Below are 18,667 nucleotides of genomic sequence, written 5' to 3'. Positions count from 1 at the left end.
AGCTCAATACTCCGGGAATCGATCCCGCATGGCCTGCTCTTCCTCCTGAATGCGGCGGTGGAGAATGACCGCGTAGATGGGAAGACCGACGATCAGGGTCATATAGGCCTGAAGCGCCAGGGCGAAGCCGACCAGTTCCGGGATGATGTTGAGAAAGTAGTTCGGGTGCCGCACCGTCCGGAAGACCCAATTGCTGTTCAACCGATGATCGCCGGCAATAAAGATCTTGACCGTCCAGAACCGACCGAGCGTCAGGATAACCCAGAAAAGCATGACCATGGACAGGGTGTAGACAACCAGCCCCGTCGCATTGACCCAGGAAAAAGGAGCAGCGCGCCAGACGCTTTCCGCGATAGCGGCGAGATAAAAGCCGACATGGGTCGAGGCAAGAACCCGGGACGTCCCGGCGCCATATTCGACCGCCCCCTCACGGCGCAGGCGTTTTTCGTTACGGATCGAAACGGCAAGCGACCCCAGCCGCAAGACAGTGGCAAAAACAACAAAACCGATAAGAAAAGTCATGACGATTTCCCAATTCCCATCCTCCGGAACAATCCGCGGATTTCCTTCGAACCTGGGCGTTTTTGAGCCATTTTAAAGTGACACGCAACACCAGGCGACGATTGGGGAACCCCAAAGGGTTTTCAGTCGGCAAGATCCTCGAGAACGAGATCGGCCGCCTTTTCGCCCACCATGATGGCGGGTGCGTTGGTGTTGCCGGAGGTCAGCGTCGGGAAGATGGAGACGTCGGCGACCCGAAGCCCTTCGATACCGTGAACCCGCAGCCGGGCATCGACCACATCGGTTTGCGCGTCCGGCCCCATGCGGCAGGTACCCGCCGGATGAAACACGGTGATGGCCCGTTCCCGGAGATCGGCGATGAACTCTTCGTCGGTCTGAATGTGGAGGCCGGGTTCGATCTCAGCTTCGATAATATCGGCAAGCGCCGGAGCCTGCGCGAGCTGACGCAAGATCTTCGCCGCCTCGAGCAGTTCCTGGATATCGTGGTCGGTGGCAAGATAATTCGGATGGATCTCGGGCGCCTCGAAGGGGTCGGACGAGCGGATCTGAAGATGCCCCCGGCTCGACGGTTTCGTCGGCTGCCCGGAAAGCAGAAACCCGGGAAACGGGTCCGGATTCATCAAGGGCCGTTCGCCTTCGGGAGCCTTGGTGTAGCTCACCGGCGAGAAGAACAGCTGGATGTTCGGGCTCTTCAGATCGGGCCGGGATTTTACGAAACCGCCGGCCTGGTTGAGACCGAGCGACAGTGGCCCGCGCCGTGTGGCGAGATACTTCATCCCCTGCCAAAGCTTGCCGTACCAGGGATTGAGCTGCTCGTTCAAGGTCGACGCTTTCGAACGGTACAGATAGTCGACGCAGAGATGGTCCTGGAGGTTGCGCCCGACTCCGTCCAGATCATGAACGGTCTCTATTCCCTTGCCGCGCAACAGGCCGCCGGGCCCGACACCCGAGAGCTGAAGCAGTTGCGGCGAATTGATCGCCCCGGCGCACAAAATGACTTCCCTGCGCGCAACCGCCTTCCTGTCGACACCGCCCTGACGGTACGCCACGCCCGTCGCACGCTTGCCGTCGAACAGGATCGCCGTCGCATGAGCATGGCTTTCGATCTTCAGGTTCATACGCCCCCGTGCCGGAGCGAGATAGGCCCGCGCCGCCGACATGCGCAACCCGTCCTTGACCGTCATCTGGTAGGCGCCGACGCCTTCCTGGCTCGCTCCGTTGAAGTCCGCGTTATAGGGAAACTGCAACTGCCCGCCCGCCTCGAAAAACGTCTCGCAGAGCGGGTGACGGTCACCGTCGGTCGTCTTCACATGAACCGGGCCATCGCCACCGCGAAAGGCATCCGCGCCGCGGTCGTTCGTTTCCATTTTCTTGAAATAGGGCAGCACTTTCTCCCAGCCCCAGCCGGGATTGCCCATCTGTTCCCAACCGTCGAAGTCTTCTCTTTGTCCCCGGACATAGACCATGGCGTTGATGGAACTGGACCCGCCCAGCACCTTGCCGCGCGGCCAGTAGGAGGTGCGGTTGTTCAAGGCCGTGACCGGCTCGGTGGAATACATCCAGTTGACGCTTTTCCGGAAGAAGGTCTTGCCGTAACCGATCGGCATCCAGATCCAGAAATTGCGGTCGCTGCCACCCGCTTCGAGCAGAAGCACGCTGTATTTTCCGTTTTCCGTCAACCGGTTGGCCACCGCGCAACCGGCCGATCCGGCACCGACGACAATAAAGTCAAATTCCGACATGGGGCATCCTGGATATCGAGCGGGCATCGTACCGAGGTTCAGCGTTCGCGATCCTGGGTCTCGGCCAAGCTAGGCAAAGATTGGTCTGGTCTGCATATCCATTTTCAAATCGTTCTCATACCATTACACCTGCCCCGAGCACATCGTTTCCGGCTTTGGCATTTATTGTTCCGGCAGAATGGACCTGCCGTCGCCGGGACGCTATGGCCTTTAATGACTTAGACGATTCAGGAACCAGGGCGCTTCGAATATGCAAAAGTCAGTCTTGATTGTCGGCGCGGGCATCACCGGGCTTGCAGCGGCCGAGTGGTTGCGCCGGGAAGGCTGGGCCACGACCCTGATCGATCCGGTTCATCCCGGCTCGCCGGAGCAGTCCTCCTACGGCAACGCCGGATTGCTCGCCCGGACCTCCGTCATGCCGGTCGCCGCTCCGTCCCTGGTCCGCAAGGCTCCGGCGATGCTTCTCGACCCGGACTCGCCGCTTTACATGCGATGGTCCTACCTTCCCCGCCTTCTGCCGTGGCTGGTTCCCTTTATCCGCAATCTGACGCAGGAACGGATCGCGGAGATCTCTCAGGGACTGTCTCAAGTCACCTTCGACACTAATGAGCAGCATCTGGCGCTTGCGGCGGGAACGCCGGCGGAACGCCATATTCAAAGCGGCGACCTCGTCACCCTCTACAAGCAGCGACAGGACTACGAGTCAGACACGCTGACCATCGAGACCCGCCGGCGTTACGGGCTGGAGCCGGTCCCGATGACGCGCGAACAGCTTCTGGAACGGGACCCGAACCTTGGCCCGGCCTATCAATTCGCAACCGTCTTCGACGACTGCAAGTGGCTGTCGTCTCCCGGAGACTATGCGGCGGATCTCTTTGCCCACCACCTGAGCCTGGGCGGGATTTTCCGTCAGGCACGTGTTGCCGACATCACCCCCGGAAGCGCGCCCTTCGTGACTCTGGAAGGTGGAGATGTTCTTGAGGCGGACAAGATCGTTCTGACGGCGGGCGTCTGGTCCGGCCCGATTGCGAAGAGGCTCGGCATCAAGATGAAGCTGGAAGCCGAGCGCGGCTATCATGTCTCAATCGGCAAGCCGGAATTCACAGCCCCGCAGCCCTATATGGTGACGGATGCCAAGATCGTCCTCACGCCGATGCGGGATGCGCTGCGCGGCGCGGGCGTTGTTGAATTCGCCGGCATCTCGGGCCCGCCTGCCAAAGCACCGCCCAACCTCATCGAGAAGGCCGTTCGGCGGGTTTACCCCACGCTTGACTTCGACAAGGTGGAAAGCTGGATGGGGCGCCGGCCGACCACACCGGACAGCCTGCCGGTCGTCGGGGAATCCGCGAAAGCCCCGAATGTCCTGCATGCCTACGGGGGCCAGCATGTCGGTCTGACCATCGGCCCCAAGCTCGGCCGGATGGTCGCGGATCTGGCATCGGACAGGCTGCCGAACACCAACCTTACGCCATATCGGCCGGACCGGTTTTAGGGTCGGGACTTATGCGGATGAGTCCATTGCCGTTTCTTGTCGACCCTGCGGAGACAGGGACCCGGTAAACGCAAGCGCCTGCCAAAAAAGCTTCACCGGAGATACTGTTTCCCGGTTTTTGCTGCGCAAAACCGGGCCGGCAAATTCTCTAATTTTCGCATGAGGCAACCTCCGCGCTCAACTCTCCGGCGCGGCGTCGATCACGAACAGCTTGCGCATGTGTTCGTGGATCACCCATTCGCCGGTCCAGCCCTGCGGAAGCACCAGAAGATCGCCGGGTCCGATCTCGCGGGTGCCGCTGCCGTCGGCATTGGTCACGGAGGCGCGTCCGGACAGGATGTGGCAGTATTCGCCCGCCTTGGTCCGGTCTGCGGTGAAATGGCCGGGCGTGCATTCCCAGACACCGATTTTCGTGTGACCGTCGGCGGACGTCCAAAGGAGGCTTGAAGCCTCCTCCTGTCCCTCGGTCAGGGTCGTGGGCTTCGGGGCGAAGGCACCGAGCGGCTGCGCGGCAAGGTTCGCGAAGGTGAGCAGATCGATCATGAATGGCTCCGGCGGAAAATCTGGAAGGAAACAGGCCGGGCGACGCACGCCCGGCGGTCGGTTTGAACTCAGTCCTGCGCTTTCTTCTGCTGGCCGAACAGCTGCGCAAGGATCATCATGAACGTGGTGACGCAGATCATGATCGTCGAGATCGAGGCGATCGTCGGATCGATCTGGTCGCGCAGCGCGTTGAACATGTTGCGGGTCAGGGTCGGATTGTCGCCGCCCGAGATGAACATGGCGACCACGACCTCGTCGAAGGAGGTGAGAAATGCCAGCAGGGCTGCGGTCACCACCGCGAAGCGGATCTGCGGCAGGGTGATCGTCAAAAAGGCCTTCCACCGTGGAGCCCCGAGGCTGCGCGCTGCGTTTTCCTGGCTCATGTCGTAGCTTTTCAGCGCCGAGCCGATGACGATCACCACCAGCGGCAGAGCCAGGATCGAATGCGCCAGAACCAGTCCGCCGACCGTGTACAGGATACCGAGCTGGACATACACATAGAACACGCCGATGGCGACGAGAACCAGCGGCACCATCATCGGCGTGATCAGGAACAGAAAGGTGACCCGGACGAACCGTACGTTGGACGCATGCAGACCATAGGCCGCCAGGACACCGACCGGGGTCGCGACCAGCATGGTCAGAAAGGCGGCTTTGAGCGACGTCCAGGTCGCCAGCATCCATTCCGACGAGCCGAAATAATGCTCGTACCAGCGCAGGGACCAGACTTTCGGCGGGAACTCCAGATACTGGCTGTCGGAAAACGACATCGGCACCACGATCAGCGTCGGCGCCACCAGCAGCAGCATGATGACGACGGCCACGATATAGAGCCACAGGCGCTGGCCGTGCGTAATCTGCGTTTCGGTCGCGGGCTGGTTCAGCCAATTGAACATCAGTGACCTCCCCCGGCGATCTGATCCAGTTTCAGGAAGCGGGATGCTACCCAGAGGATCGCGAACGTCATGGCGAGCAGAACCACGCCGAGCGCACTCGCCGCCCCCCAGCTGACGAAGAGCTCGATGTTGGAAACGATCTTCATCGACACCATGATCACCTTGCCGCCACCCAGAACCGCCGGCGTGACGAAAAAGCCCAGACACAGGATGAAGACCATCAGCGTGCCGGCGAAAAGACCCGGCAGGGTCAGGGGAAAGAAGACATCCCAAAAGGCTCTTTTCGGACTGGCTCCCAGATTGGACGCCGCCTTCATGTAATCCCGGTCGATCGCCTTCATCGAGCCGTAGACGGGAAGGATCAGGAACGGCAGCATGATGTGGACCATGCCGATCAGCGTGCCGGTCATGTTGTGGACCATCTTGATGGGTTCGTCCCACAGCCCGAGCGCGATCGCCCAGTCGTTGACGAGACCCTTTTTCTGCAACAGCACCAGCCAGGCGTATGTGCGCACCAGCAGGGACGTCCAGAACGGCAGCAGCACCGTGATCATGCACAGGTTCGCCAGCCGCGCGGGCAACTGGGACAGGAAGTAGGCCAGCGGATAGCCGATGACGATGCAAAGGGCCGTCGTGACGACGCTGACTTCGAAAGTCGTGCGGAAGATCCGCATGTAGGAACTGCGCTTGATCATCCGCTGATAGTTTTCAAGGGAAAACTGACCGTCACCGCCAATAAAGGACACGTAAAACAGCCAACCGACCGGAATGACCAGAATGACAAGGATCAGCAGAAGCGCGGGAGAACTCAGACCGTAAAGCTTCAGCCTCTCAAGTTTCTCGTCTACGCGCAGTCCCGTCTCGTTTGCCCGGATCGCCTGCATCTCAGACCTCGCTTCCGTCGATCAGAACCGTGTCTTCCGGCGCCAGGGTCAGTGTGACCGTGTCGCCCACATTGGGGAGAGCCGACAGGCTTGCCCCGCGCACCCCGCCGCGCAAGGCGATCTGCGTTCCATCGTCCAGGCGGGCATGGAGAAGAAAGCTGTCGCCCTGGTAGACAACTTCGACGGCCGTGGCGGAAAAATTATTGACGCCCTCGCGCGGACCTTCGGGAGACAGGACGATACGCTCTGGCCGGATCATCAGGATCAGCTTTTCCGTATCCGGCGGAGCCTCGCTGAACGTCAATGCCATGCCGTTATAGGAGATTCCCACGCCGGTTTTCTCGACGGGAAGAAACGTGGAATCGCCGATGAAATCCGCGACGAAGCGGTTGGCCGGACGTTCGTAAAGCTCGCGCGGCGTGGCGAGTTGCATGATACGGCCCTTGTTCACCACCGCGATCCTGTCGGACATGGTCAGCGCCTCGCGCTGGTCATGGGTCACGTAGACCGTCGTCATGCCGAGTTTCTCGTGCAGGTGGCGCAGTTCGATCTGCATCTGGTCGCGCAGTTTCTTGTCGAGCGCGGAAAGCGGCTCGTCCATCAGGAGAATGCGCGGCTCGAACACAATGGAGCGGGCCAGCGCAACACGCTGCTTCTGACCGCCGGACAACTGATCGATGCCCCGGTCGCCATAGCCGCCGAGCTGTACCGTGTCGAGAGCCCGTTCCACCCTCTCCGCGATTTCCGCCTTCGGAAGTTTCCGCAGTTTCAAGGGATAAGCGACATTTCCGGCGACGGTCATGTGTGGAAAGAGCGCATAGCTCTGGAACGTCATGCCGAGATCGCGCAGATGCGGCGGCGTGCGGATGACTTCCCTGTCGCCGAATTTCAGGCTGCCGCAGTCCGGGCGCGTGAAACCGGCAATAACCATCAGCAAGGTCGTCTTGCCTGAGCCCGAAGGGCCGAGAAGCGTGATGAACTCGCCGCTGTTCACTTCGAGCGACACATCGTCCAGTGCATGGACCGGTCCATAGGTCTTGGTGACGCCCTTGATCGAAATCGGCAGCGCATCGCTGTCATGTGACCGCAAAGGGGCCCCTCCTTGTTATTGTGTGAAAACGACAGGCGCGGAATGTCCCGAGCGCCTCCGGCGCGCGGGCTCTTCTCCGGCGCATTCAAGCCGATCGGGCCTCGGACGTCCACTCGAACCGAGTGGACGTCCCGTGCTCCGGCGCCCGGCAGCGGGCTTCGGCCGAGATCGGGAAGAAACCCTACTCGGTCATCATTTCCTGGTACATTTCCGAAGCGACGGTTTCCCACTTCGCATACCATTCCAGGGAAATCGGAAGCTGCATGGCCGCATTTTCAGGCGAAGACGGAAGGCCGGCCGCGGTTTCCGGGGAAATCACGCCGGTTTCGTAAGCCGCCGCGTTGGTCGGACCGTAGGTGATGTATTTGGGCAGGTCGTCCTGGTATTCCGGCTTGGAGACTTCGGCCAGGAACTTCATGGCGAGGTCCTTGTTCGGAGCCCCTTTCGGGATGGCGAAGCAATCGTAGTCCAGGAGTGCCTGATTGAAGGAATAGGCGACCTTCGCTCCGTCCTTCTTGGCGTTGTCGAAGCGGCCGTTCCAGCCGGTGGTCATGTCGACCTCGCCGTCCTTCATCAACTGGGCCTGCTGCGCGCCGGAGGACCAGAATACGTCGATATGCGGACGCAGTTCGCGGATCTTGTTCAGGGCGCGCTCAATGCCTTCTTCCGAATCCAGGACCTTGTAGACATCCTCGGGCGCAACACCGTCGGCCATGAGGGCCGGCTCAAGGGCCCCGGCGACCTTGTTGCGATAAGCGCGCTTGCCGGGGAATTTCTCGACATCCCAGAAATCGGCCCAGCTCTGCGGTCCGTCCTCGCCGTAGGTTTCCGTGTTCCAGGCATAGACGGTCGAGAAGACATCGCCGCCGACACAGTATTTGGAGTAAAGCGTCGGACCGAAATTCGACACGTCGATCACGTCGTAGTCGAGTTCCTCAAGCAGGCCTTCCGCGCCGGCCCGCGCCGCGGAACCGGAGCCGCTGGCGACGATGTCGAGCGTCACCTGACCGGTCGAAACCTGCAGCTTGACGTCGGACATGCCGCCGTAGGTTTCCTGCTTGACCTTGATGCCCATGGCCTTTTCGGCGGGTTCGAACAGGGCCTTGCTCTGTGCTTCCTGATAAGAACCGCCCCAGGAGGCGATCGTCAGATCGTCCGCTTGGGCAATCGATGTGGTGGCAAGCAACGCTGCCGCCAATGAGAAAGTTGCTTTAAGTTTCATCAATAGTCCTCCTATCGAACAATCGCCGCTCTGGAACGCGACTTCGGTCAGGTTATATTCTTCGTCCGGGCGACCAGGTCCGCACGATAAGCTCTGCCCTTCAGGCCCGCGCCGCGGCCCGTTGCCACTGTCTTGTGTCCATCCACCGGTAATAGGCGACCGCCGCCGGCAGGAACCAGGGCTTGCCCGTGTAGAAGAGCTGCGTCGGATGGGTGAGATCGTCGAACGCCGTCCGGCCTTCGGCCAGACCCAGCACCTTCTGGCCGGCTTTCATGCCAAGATAGCTCGCCATCGACACGCCCGACCCGCAATACCCGAGCGCGTAGTGAACACCGTCGTGAACGCCGGTATGGGCCAGCTCGTCGAAACTGTAGGCCACGGTGCCTTTCCAGACGTGAGAAAGCCCGAAGCTCTTCAGTGTCGGAAAAATCCGGCACATGTGATTGTAAAGATGAGGCGCCGCCTCAACCGGATCGCACTCGGCCGAAAGCACCCGGCCACCGAACGCGATCCGCTTCCGGTCGGGTGTGGCCCGGTAATAGTAGAGAACCTTGCAGGTGTCGCTGGCGATCCGGTCTGTCGGGAAAAGTTCGTCCACGACGTCCTGCGGCAACTCTTCCGTGGTGATGATGTAACTGCCGATCGGAATGATCCGGCGGCGCAGCCACGGAACCATGTTCGTTGTATAGCCGTTGGTGGCGACAATCACGTTTCCGGCCTCAACCACCCCCTTGGCGGTGTGGACCCTGAAACCGGACCCGGTCTTTTCGATCCGGGTCGCGGGGCAGCGTCCGACGACCGCAGCGCCGGAAGACACGGCAACGCGCAGAAATTCGCGCAAAAGCTTGGCGGGATGCACGGAACAGTGTTTGGAAAATACCACACCGCCGAAATAGGAATCGGATCCGAGTTCCTTGCGCTGCTCGCTGCGCGGCACGGCAAAGGTTTCAATGCCTTCCTCGCGCCGCATCTTGTCCGCGTCGCGCACCAGTTCCTCATAATGGGCGGGTGTATGGGCGGCATGGAAGCGCCCGGAGCGCCGGAAGTCGCAGTCCAGCGCTTCGGCCTCGACGAAACTGCCCAGCCAGTTCAGGGCCGCGGCCCCTTCGCCGCGGATCGCACGGGCCTTTTCATCACCGAATTTCGCGGCAAGCTTTTCCAGCGAAGGTTTCACGCTGGTGCTGATCTGGCCGCCATTGCGACTGCTGCAGCCATACCCGGGATCTTCCGCATCGATCACGAGGGTCGAGCGCCCACCGCGCGCCGTTGCGATCGCCGCGCTCAGTCCCGTATATCCCGCGCCGATCACCACCACGTCGACCGTTTGCGGCACTTCGACCGGTAACTCGGGTGCGTCCGTCAGTTGATCGTACCAAAAGGGAGTACGACGAATTTTCGAAAGATCAACGACAGCCATTCCGTTCCCCTAAACGTGCGCCGGAGAAAAAGACGGACGCACCGAGCACCGCAGAAAAAAGCTAGAACAGTATTGGTCCACGACTCATATCCAATTTGACAAAAGGTCCAGACCAATCCGGCATCTGCAACGAGACGTGGAACAACGCTGAACCACTCGCTTTACCGTGCCCAAGACCCCTGCCCTAAACGATCTCCGCCAGCGCCTGAGGCATCCAGTGGACTTCCCGGCGGCTTGCCTTGAAGAAGCAACGACCATATCTGGCAAGTTTTTCATGATCGATCTCGAAACCGAGACCCGGCGCCTCAGGCATGTTGAACCAGCCCCGGTCGTGATGAAACGGCTCCCTGATGATCGCATCCCGGCCTTCCGGAACCCAGCCCGGTTCCGCCAGCGGGTATTCGAACAGCGTCTCGTCGGCGAAGCCGGAGGCCGCATGCACATGTGCGTTGACGATCAGACCGAAACCGTTGGTCCAGGTATGCGGCGTGAACTTGAGACCCAGATCGCGGCAGGCTTTCGCCACGTCCAGACCCTGCTTCACCCCGCCTGCGAACATCGCGTCGGGCTGATAGATGTTGTAGCACCCCATCTTCGCCATTCTGATCAGTTCCGGCGCGCCCATGACGTGCAGTTCTCCGCCGGCGATGGGAACCCGCGAATAGGCCGTGAGACGGGCGATCTCCTCATGCCACTCCCCGAACAGCGGCTCCTCCACCCAGGCAAGACCGACATCGGCCGCCGCATCAACGAACCGCTTGGCCCGCTCCAGAGACCATTGCGGCGCTTCCGCGAACTGGGTCAGGCGGAAGGCCTGGTTGCAGTCCACGGAGATCTTCATCCGGCCCTGCATGTGGAGCGCGATATCCGAAATATGTTCGATGTCGACCTTTTCGTCGAAATCGTGGACGCGGACCTTCATGGTTTCGAAACCTTCGGCGTAGCGGGTTTCCGCTTCCTCGCGACGCGCCCCGGTGTCCTTGAGCTCTCCGCCGGAGGCGTAGAGTTTCAGGCGGTCGTGCGTTCCGCCCAGAAGCTTGTAGAGCGGCAGGCCCGCCATCTTGGCCTTGATGTCCCAAAAGGCCGGTTCAAGCCACCAGTTGAAGCTGCCGCCCACGGCCATGATGTGAATGCGCTCGCAAAGCCGGTCGATATTCTCCGGGTTCTCGCCCAGAAACAGGTTCGCCAGCGTATCGCCGAGGCCCGCCCGCTCGCGTCCTCCGGACGTGAACGCGCTCCAGCCCTCGACGCCTTCGTCGGTCACGAAGCGGACGAGATAGAAAGTGATCGCTTCCCGCACCAGGCCCGGCATCCAGGAGGGCGCGAAGGGAGCCGGCAGGGGAGCCTTCACGAAATAGAGTTCGATACGATCGATCACTGGCATGTTCAGTCTTCTCCGGAGGGAGCCCGAAGGCAATGTCCCAAAATTATGAAATCCGCCGAGACACTAGGGGACGAATGGACCGGTTAAGATATCCAATTTAACATTTCAAACAGACCAATTTATCGAAAGGCGGGCAGATCCCGCACGACCTCAACGCCCTGCCGCAGCTCTTCCGGAGGTGCGCTGCCGAAACCGAAGACCAGGCCGTTCAGACCGGTGGGCGCCAGGCAGTAGCGCGACAGCGGGGCAAGAATGACACCTTTTTTCGCCGCCTGGGCGACGACCTCCTGCGCATCGATTTCCGGTGAGAGATAAGCAGCCGCATGAAAGCCGCTTGCCGTGTCGTCGAGCCGGACCGTTTCAGGCAGGGTTTTCGCCGCGTCCTTCAAGGCCTCGTACCTTGCCTTGTAAAGCCGCCGCATGAGCCGGATATGCGTTGCGAAATAGCCTTCGTCCATGAAGTCGGCGACGATCGCCTGGGTCGCCGTCGACGGCCCGCTCGCCCAGGCGGAAAAGGTCTGATCGAATGCGTCCACCATCCGTTCGGGAACAAGAATGAAACCGAGCCTCAACGATGGGAACAGCGACTTCGAAAAGGTCCCGACATAAAGCACCCGCCCTGTCGTGTCGGTGCTGTAAAGGGTCGGTTGCGGGGCGCTGCCGTAATAGAACTCGCCATCGTAATCGTCCTCGATGATCAGCGCCTGAGCCTCGTCGGCTGCGCGCAGCAGCTCGAAACGCCGCGCCAGGGACATGACGTGACCGAGCGGCTGCTGGTGGGTCGGGGTGACGAAGGCAAGCCGAAAGTGGGGGGATTTCGAAAGGCCGTCGCCAACGACCATGCCCTCTTCGTCTACGTCGACAGGGACCAGCTCCGCACCTTCTGCCAGAAAGGCGTTGCGCGCGCCGGAAGCCCCCGGGTTCTCCATCCAGACCTTCTCACCCGGATTCATCAGCAATCTTGCGATGAGCGCGAACCCCTGTTGCGCTCCGCAGGTGATGAAAATCTGTTCCTCGTTGCACCTGATCCCCTTGAGCGCGCTGAGATGCGTCGCAATGGCCCGGCGCAGGGCCCGCAGCCCCTTGGGCTCACCATAGCCCATTACGGCGCTCGGTGAGCCGCGCAAATGCCTGGCGGAAAGCCGTGCCCAATGGGTCATCGGAAACGCGTCGAGCGCGGGAAGAGCGGTAATGAAGGCGCGCGCCTCATGCGGCAACCAGGTTCGCCGGGCGTAGCTGGAAGCGGCATGGGTGATCGTGTAGGACAGCCGGGGCTTCCGTCCGCTTTCCACCGGCCTCGGCTCCTCGTTGACCGGGCGCTGCGCCTCAAGCGCATCGCTGACGAATGTGCCGGCCCCGACACGCGACACCAGCATGCCTTCGACCACGAGCCGGTCGAGCGCGTCGATCACCGTGGTGCGCGACACGCCGAGTTCCCGCGCCAGGATTCGCGTCGCCGGAAGCCGGTCGCCCGCGCGTAGTCCGCCCGAAAGGATGATATCGCGCAACGCCATATAGAGCTGGACCCCGACCCCCTTGCGTGCCTCGCGGTCGAGCTTGATGGAAAACAGCAGCGCACCTGCCGAATGTTTCATGATTCCGTCCTTTTGCCGGACTCGAATTGGTCTGGAAAGAGTTCCGAAATGGATATGTCTGATACGCCAATTATCGCGCAATGCTTGGAAAGCACAAGTTCACCAGGACGTTCCGGACCCCATGAAACTGAAAAAAATCGAAACTTTCACGAATGAATTCATCTGCTTCGTGCGGGTGACGGCCGACGACGGCGCACAGGGGTGGGGACAGGTCGCACCTTATTGCGCCGACATCACCGCCAAGGTCCTGCACCGGCAGGTCGCGCCTTACGTTCTGGGCTGGGACTGTTTCGAGATCGACGAGATGCTCGATGTCGTCCGTGACCGGGAGCACAAGTTCCCGGGGGCCTATCTCAGGCGCGCGATGGGCGGTGTCGACACGGCGCTCTGGGATCTGCGCGGCAAGGTGGAGCAGCGCCCGGTCTGCGAACTCATCGGCGGAACGCCCGGGCAGTTCCGTGCCTACGCCTCCTCGATGAAGCGCGACATCACGCCTCGCGACGAAGCGGACCGGTTCAAGCGGCTGCGCGACGAGAACGGCTTCGACGCCTTCAAGTTCCGCATCGGCGCGGAGGTGGGCCGCAATCAGGACGAATGGCCCGGGCGGACGGAAGAGATCGTCCCGCTGATCCGCAAGGAACTCGGCGACGACGTCGCGCTTCTGGTCGACGCGAACTCGTGCTACTCGCCCGACAAGGCGATCGAGGTCGGCCGGATGCTCCAGGACAACGGCATTTCCCACTACGAGGAGCCCTGTCCCTATTGGGAGTTCGAGCAGACCAAGGAAGTGACCGACGCCCTCGATATCGACATCACCGGCGGCGAGCAGGACTGCATGCTGGCGAACTGGAAGGCGATGATCGACCGGCGGATCGTCGATGTGCTTCAGCCCGACGTCTGTTACCTGGGCGGCATCGCGCGCACGCTGCGGGTCGCCCGCATGGCCGAGGCCGCCGGCATGCCGGTCACCCCGCACGCCGCCAACATGTCCATGGTGACGCTGTTCACGATGCACCTTCTGCGCGCCATCCCGAATGCCGGGAAATATCTCGAGTTTTCCATCGAGGGTCTCGACTATTATCCCTGGCAGGACCAGATCTTTGTCAACGACCCCTATGAAATCGTCGACGGCAAGGCAACCGTCACCGACGCGCCGGGCTGGGGGGTTGAGATCAATCCCGAATGGCTTGCAAAGTCCGCGTACCAGATCAGCACATGGAACGACTGAGATGAACATTCAGGACATTCTGGCCGGCAAGCCCGTAACCGGTCTGCCCATGGGCCATTATATCGACGGCTGTTTCGTTCAAGGCAGCAGCGGCCGGATGATGGACAGCTTCGATCCCGGGCGCGGCACCGTCTTCGCACAATTTGCCGCCGGCAACGCGACGGATGTCGATGCGGCCGTGGCAAGCGCGCGCGAGGCCTTTGAAACCGTCTGGCGCAAAACGCCTGCCGCCGAACGCGCGCGCATCCTGCTGAAGGCCGCCGAACTCATCCGCGCCAACGCGAAGCGTCTTGCCATCGTCGAGACCCTGGACTGCGGCAAGCCTTTGAACGAGGCGCTTGGAGACGTGAACGGCGCGGCGCGCTCTTTCGAATACTACGCGGGAGCCTGCGACAAGCTTCAGGGCGACACCTTTCCGCTGCCTCACGGCTACCTGGGTTACAGTGTCTATGAGCCGGTTGGCGTGACCGCACACATAATTCCGTGGAACTTCCCGATTTCCACCACCGCAAGAGGGCTTGCCCCGGCGCTCGCGGCCGGCTGCACGGTGGTCGCCAAGCCCGCGGAGCAGACCCCTTTCACGGCGCTGCTTCTGGCGGAACTCCTGAGCGAAGCGGGCTTGCCCGACGGGGTCTGCAATGTGGTCACCGGTACGGGCGCCGAGGTCGGCGCCCCGCTCACGACACATCCGCACGTGGATCAGGTCACTTTCACCGGGTCGGTCGTCACCGGCCAGAAGGTCATGCGCTCGGCGGCCGACAACATAACACGCGTGGTGCTTGAACTCGGCGGCAAGTCACCCGTCGTGGTGCTGAACGATTGCGACTGGGAACAGACCCTCACCGGCGTTCTCGGCGCGATCTTCGAGAATGCCGGCCAAATCTGCTCCGCGGGCTCGCGCCTGGTGATCGAACGCGGCATCCGCGACCGTTTCCTTGAAGAACTGGTCGCGCGCACAAAGACGCTGACCATCGGCCATGGTTTGCGGGACCCGCAATTCGGTCCGGTCAACTCGCAGGAACACTTGAGCAAGGTCGCCGGCTTCATTGACCGTGCACGCGAGCGCGGCGCCGAAATCCTGACGGGCGGCGCGATCACGGCCGATCCGGAAACCGGTCAGGGCTGGTTCTACGAGCCGACCATCGTCGCCGACCGCCCCTGCGATGACGAACTTGTGCAGGAAGAGATTTTCGGACCGGTCCTGACCGTCCAGGTCGCCGAGGATGCCGCTCATGCCCTGGAGCTTGCCAACGACAGCAAATACGGCCTGGTCGCCGGCATCTATACGCAGGATATCTCCAACGCTCTTTCGCTTGCGAGCGAGATCGACGCCGGCCAGATCTACATCAACGAGTATTTCGCCGGTGGCATCGAAGTGCCTTTCGGCGGCAACAAATTCTCAGGCTTCGGCCGGGAAAAGGGCCTCGAGGGCCTCAAGAGCTACTGCAAGGTGAAAAGCGTCGCCGCGCGGATCGGGTAATTTCCCTCCCCGCCTGCCGAACGAAACCAGGCGCCGCACTCGACAAGCGGCACCCGCGCCCGGCGTCATGGCATTGCTTGGTCAGCTGCCGTCCGGCTAAACGAGCAAGTCTGAGTTTCCGGAACAATTCACCTTGCTCCAGTCTCCCCCTCAAAGGGGGAGACTGGAGCAAGACGAAATGCTTGAGCAAGAGTGAGGAATTCACCTAACCCAACAAGCGAATTTACACCGGCATCGACCACCCTGTCGGCCCGGTGCAATCCGCCAGGTCTCAATCCCTGAGAACCGCCATCGCTTCCTGCGACCAGCTCGCCCAGACGGGGGCTTCTCCGAGTTCTTCGGCAAGAGCCGTATCCACATAGGCCCGCATCGAGATTTCCGGCGCGCTTTCCACCTGAAGGTCGAGCTCGGTGCGGCTGCCCTTGAAGGTGCGGCCGGACACGCGGACGGAGACCGAGTTGGGCTGATCTTCGGGCTTGTCGAGCGACAGCTTCAGGCCTTCGAGTCGGATCGAGGCGGCAACGTTGCTGCCCGCCTCCAATCCACCGGAGACCGGCGGACGTCCGGCCAGTTTCAGCCCCCGCCAGTCGAGCGTCACGTCGGAACCGCTGACGGTATCTACGTGACCTTCGATCAGGTTGGTTTCACCGACGAATTCCGCGACGAAGCGCGAGGACGGATGGAAGTAGAGCTCTTCCGGCGTACCGTCCTGCTCGACCACGCCCTTGTTCATCACCACGATGCGGTCGGACATGGTCAGCGCCTCGTCCTGGTCGTGGGTAACAAAGAAGAAGGTTTTCGAGGTCCGCCGCTGGATCGATTTCAGCTCGGCCTGAACCTGCCCGCGCAGTTTCGCGTCGAGCGCCCCCAGAGGCTCGTCCAGCAACAGCAGCGCCGGATCGGGAGCGAGCGCGCGGGCGAGCGCCACGCGCTGGCGCTGGCCGCCGGACAGCTGATCGGGGAGACGGTCCGCATAGGCCGACAGCTCCAGAAAGCCCATCAGCTCGTCGCAGCGCTGAACGATCTGGCTCTTGGAGAGGCCCTTGAGTTCCAGGCCGAAGGAGATGTTGCGGCGAACCGTCATATGCGGAAACAGCGCATAGTCCTGAAACACCATGTTCACCTTGCGCCGGTTGGGCGGAAGCTTCGTGACGTCCTCGCCGTTGACGATCACCCGGCCCGAGGTGGGCGTCTCGAAGCCGCCCAGAATGCGCAAGGTGGTCGACTTGCCGCAGCCCGACGGACCGAGAAAGGTCACGAACTCCCCTTCCCGGATTGACATGGTCAGGCTTTTCAGGGCTTCCGTGTCGCCGAACCGCTTGTTGATCGCGTCGAGCCGGACAATTTCCTGGGACGTGTCTTGTTGCAGGTTTTCCATTCTTAGTATCCCTTTTTCAGCCGGCGCGTGGTTCGTTCGGCCCAGATCCCGAGCAGGGCGGTCAGGACCAGAACGACCGTCGCGATCGCGTTGATTTCCGGCGACATGCCCGAGCGCAGCTTGGCGAAGATGAGCACCGGAAGCGTCGGCTGGTATCCGCCCAGGAAGAAGGAGCGGACGAAGTCGTCGAAACTGATCAGCATGCAGAACACGCTCCCGCCGATCAGCGCCGGGCGCAGATAAGGCAGCGTCACCCGCATGAAGGCGATCAGCGGATCGGCGCCGAGGTCGCGGGCCGCGTCCAGATAACTCTTCGGCAAGGTACCGAGCCGGGCCGAGACGATCAGAACCACGAAAGGCACGTTGTGCACGGCATGGCACCAGATGATGGCGCCGGTTCCGGGCGGCACGCCCCAGAGCTGCGCATAGATGCGGAAGGAAATCGCCGAGATGATTCCGGGGATCAGCGCCGGCAAGAGGGTCAGACCGTAAATCACACCTTTGCCGACAAAGCCCCGCCCATTGAGAAGCACGGCAATCCAGACGCCGACGAAAAGCGAAATGAGCGTGGAGGTGATACCGATGACCATCGAATAGCCGAAGGCCGACATGACCTCCGAATTTCCGAAGACGCCGATGTACCATTCAAGCGTCCAGGAACGGATCGGGAAGCCGATGAACTTGCTGTCCTTGAACCCCATCATGACCATGAGAGCCAGGGGCACGAAGATATAAAGCACGAATGCCCAGTAGATCATGGACATCACAAGGCGCGTGTGCCGGGTCATTTGCGCACTCCCTTCTGAAGTCGGGTCATGAGACGTCCGAAGGCGAAACTGATCGCAAGGGCGGTCACGAACATCAGGCAGGCGAAGGCAGCCCCGGTCGGCCATTCGTCTCCGGCGGCATGGAAGAAGCCGGCAATGGTTTCCGCGAAAACGGTGGTTGAAGGCCCGCCGAGCAGAACCGGTGTTGCGTAATAGCCGGTCGCGATCAGAAACACGAGCGTCGAGCCGGAGGAGATCCCTTCCAGGGAGAGCGGCAACGTGATCCGCCAGAAACGGGTCCACGGACCGGCCCCGAGATCGGCTGCGGCATCGGTGTAGCTGCGCGGCAGCTTCTCCAGCGCGGAATAAAGCGGCAGCAACATATAGAGCGCGCTGAGATAGATGATGCCGACCGAGATGGAAAAGCCCGTGTACATGAAGGGTATCGGCCGATCGACCAGGCCGAGCCATTTGAGGGCAAGGTTCACGGCCCCGTTGTTGCCGAGCAGGATCATGATGGCGTAGGTACGCACGATCTCGCCGACCCAGAAGGGGATCAGGAGCAGCAGCAGAAAGATCATCTGGTTCGAGCGCTTGACGTGCCGCGCCAGGAAATAGGCAACCGGGTAGGTCAGGATCAGCGTCGCGAAAGTCAGCGTCGCGGAAAAGACGAGCGTGCGCAGAAACGGCATGACGAAGATCGCGCTGCCGAAGAACCGCGCGTAATTGTCGAGGGTGAAGCTTTGCTCGTAGCCGGGGGCGACCGGATAGGCTTCGACAAAACTGACGTAAAGCATCTGCAGCATCGGTCCGAGATGCTGGGTCACGACCCAGACCAGCGGAAACGTGAGCAGGATGGCGAATTGGCGCCGCGGCGAGCTCAGGAGCGCGTCGGAGAATGCCTGATAGAGGTCCGACCCGGCAAGTGCTCCCCAGAAAGAGCGCCCATCATTCGTCTGGTTCTCGGCACTGCGCTTTCCCGCCAGTGCGGCAGCGCCCGATGGAACCTTTCCAGACATTTTATTTC

General features: G+C 61.4%; 16 protein-coding genes. 3 read left to right on the top strand and 13 right to left on the bottom strand.

Features of this window, described 5'->3' with window-relative positions; translation table 11 throughout:
• Positions 1 to 3: 3 nt before the first annotated feature.
• Positions 4 to 522 (bottom strand): isoprenylcysteine carboxyl methyltransferase family protein, encoded by a 519-nt coding sequence (locus JF539_RS19545; protein WP_207142386.1) that lies wholly within the window; start codon positions 520 to 522, stop codon positions 4 to 6.
• A gap of 122 nt (positions 523 to 644) precedes the next feature.
• Positions 645 to 2,264 carry a GMC family oxidoreductase gene (locus tag JF539_RS19540; RefSeq protein WP_207142385.1) on the bottom strand — a complete coding sequence of 540 codons (1,620 nt, stop codon included), beginning with the start codon at positions 2,262 to 2,264 and terminating at the stop codon, positions 645 to 647.
• Positions 2,265 to 2,514: 250 nt separating this feature from the next.
• Here JF539_RS19540 and JF539_RS19535 point away from each other — a divergent pair, with 250 nt between their 5' ends.
• Entirely contained in the window at positions 2,515 to 3,756 is a 1,242-nt protein-coding gene (locus JF539_RS19535; protein ID WP_207142384.1) for an NAD(P)/FAD-dependent oxidoreductase, read from the top strand.
• A gap of 177 nt (positions 3,757 to 3,933) precedes the next feature.
• Here the strand turns inward: JF539_RS19535 and JF539_RS19530 are convergent, their stop codons facing one another.
• The 8 genes from JF539_RS19530 to JF539_RS19495 form a co-directional block, all read right to left on the bottom strand.
• Entirely contained in the window at positions 3,934 to 4,299 is a 366-nt protein-coding gene (locus JF539_RS19530; RefSeq protein ID WP_207142383.1) for a cupin domain-containing protein, read from the bottom strand.
• Between the two features lie 68 nt (positions 4,300 to 4,367).
• Positions 4,368 to 5,195 (bottom strand): ABC transporter permease, encoded by an 828-nt coding sequence (locus JF539_RS19525; protein ID WP_207142382.1) that lies wholly within the window; start codon positions 5,193 to 5,195, stop codon positions 4,368 to 4,370.
• Positions 5,195 to 6,079, bottom strand: coding sequence for an ABC transporter permease (locus JF539_RS19520; protein ID WP_207142381.1), 885 nt, complete (start codon positions 6,077 to 6,079; stop codon positions 5,195 to 5,197). The genes JF539_RS19525 and JF539_RS19520 overlap by 1 nt, the downstream gene beginning before the upstream one ends.
• 1 nt (position 6,080) lies before the next feature.
• Entirely contained in the window at positions 6,081 to 7,169 is a 1,089-nt protein-coding gene (locus tag JF539_RS19515) for an ABC transporter ATP-binding protein (protein WP_207142380.1), read from the bottom strand.
• A 181-nt stretch (positions 7,170 to 7,350) separates the two neighbouring features.
• Positions 7,351 to 8,391 (bottom strand): ABC transporter substrate-binding protein, encoded by a 1,041-nt coding sequence (locus JF539_RS19510; RefSeq protein ID WP_207142379.1) that lies wholly within the window; start codon positions 8,389 to 8,391, stop codon positions 7,351 to 7,353.
• Between the two features lie 100 nt (positions 8,392 to 8,491).
• Positions 8,492 to 9,808: an NAD(P)/FAD-dependent oxidoreductase gene (locus tag JF539_RS19505; protein ID WP_207142378.1), complete on the bottom strand. Its 1,317-nt coding sequence runs from the start codon at positions 9,806 to 9,808 to the stop codon at positions 8,492 to 8,494.
• A 184-nt stretch (positions 9,809 to 9,992) separates the two neighbouring features.
• A complete protein-coding gene (locus JF539_RS19500; RefSeq protein ID WP_207142377.1) occupies positions 9,993 to 11,192 on the bottom strand; it encodes a mandelate racemase/muconate lactonizing enzyme family protein in 1,200 nt (399 codons plus the stop codon).
• Positions 11,193 to 11,311: 119 nt separating this feature from the next.
• The gene (locus tag JF539_RS19495; RefSeq protein ID WP_207142376.1) at positions 11,312 to 12,787 is read right to left on the bottom strand and encodes a PLP-dependent aminotransferase family protein; all 1,476 of its coding nucleotides are present in this window, start codon (positions 12,785 to 12,787) and stop codon (positions 11,312 to 11,314) included.
• Positions 12,788 to 12,908: 121 nt separating this feature from the next.
• On the opposite strand from JF539_RS19495, the gene JF539_RS19490 reads away from it, so the two are divergent.
• Positions 12,909 to 14,015, top strand: coding sequence for a mandelate racemase/muconate lactonizing enzyme family protein (locus JF539_RS19490; RefSeq protein WP_207142375.1), 1,107 nt, complete (start codon positions 12,909 to 12,911; stop codon positions 14,013 to 14,015).
• 1 nt (position 14,016) lies between these two features.
• The gene (locus JF539_RS19485) at positions 14,017 to 15,495 is read left to right on the top strand and encodes an aldehyde dehydrogenase family protein (protein WP_207142374.1); all 1,479 of its coding nucleotides are present in this window, start codon (positions 14,017 to 14,019) and stop codon (positions 15,493 to 15,495) included.
• Between the two features lie 271 nt (positions 15,496 to 15,766).
• Here the strand turns inward: JF539_RS19485 and JF539_RS19480 are convergent, their stop codons facing one another.
• From JF539_RS19480 to JF539_RS19470, 3 genes are read right to left on the bottom strand one after another with little or no spacing between them, the layout of a single operon-like run.
• The gene (locus JF539_RS19480; RefSeq protein ID WP_207142373.1) at positions 15,767 to 16,873 is read right to left on the bottom strand and encodes an ABC transporter ATP-binding protein; all 1,107 of its coding nucleotides are present in this window, start codon (positions 16,871 to 16,873) and stop codon (positions 15,767 to 15,769) included.
• A 2-nt stretch (positions 16,874 to 16,875) separates the two neighbouring features.
• Complete coding sequence (locus JF539_RS19475; RefSeq protein ID WP_207142372.1) at positions 16,876 to 17,661, bottom strand: ABC transporter permease; 786 nt, start codon at positions 17,659 to 17,661, stop codon at positions 16,876 to 16,878.
• Entirely contained in the window at positions 17,658 to 18,659 is a 1,002-nt protein-coding gene (locus JF539_RS19470) for an ABC transporter permease (RefSeq protein WP_207142371.1), read from the bottom strand. Before JF539_RS19470 ends, JF539_RS19475 begins: the two co-directional genes overlap by 4 nt.
• Positions 18,660 to 18,667 lie beyond the last annotated feature (8 nt).

The organism is Roseibium aggregatum (assembly GCF_017309185.1).
GTDB classification, from domain to species: domain Bacteria; phylum Pseudomonadota; class Alphaproteobacteria; order Rhizobiales; family Stappiaceae; genus Roseibium; species Roseibium aggregatum_B.
Note: the sequence above shows the minus strand (reverse complement) of the source record. Positions and strands in the feature narration are given on the sequence as shown.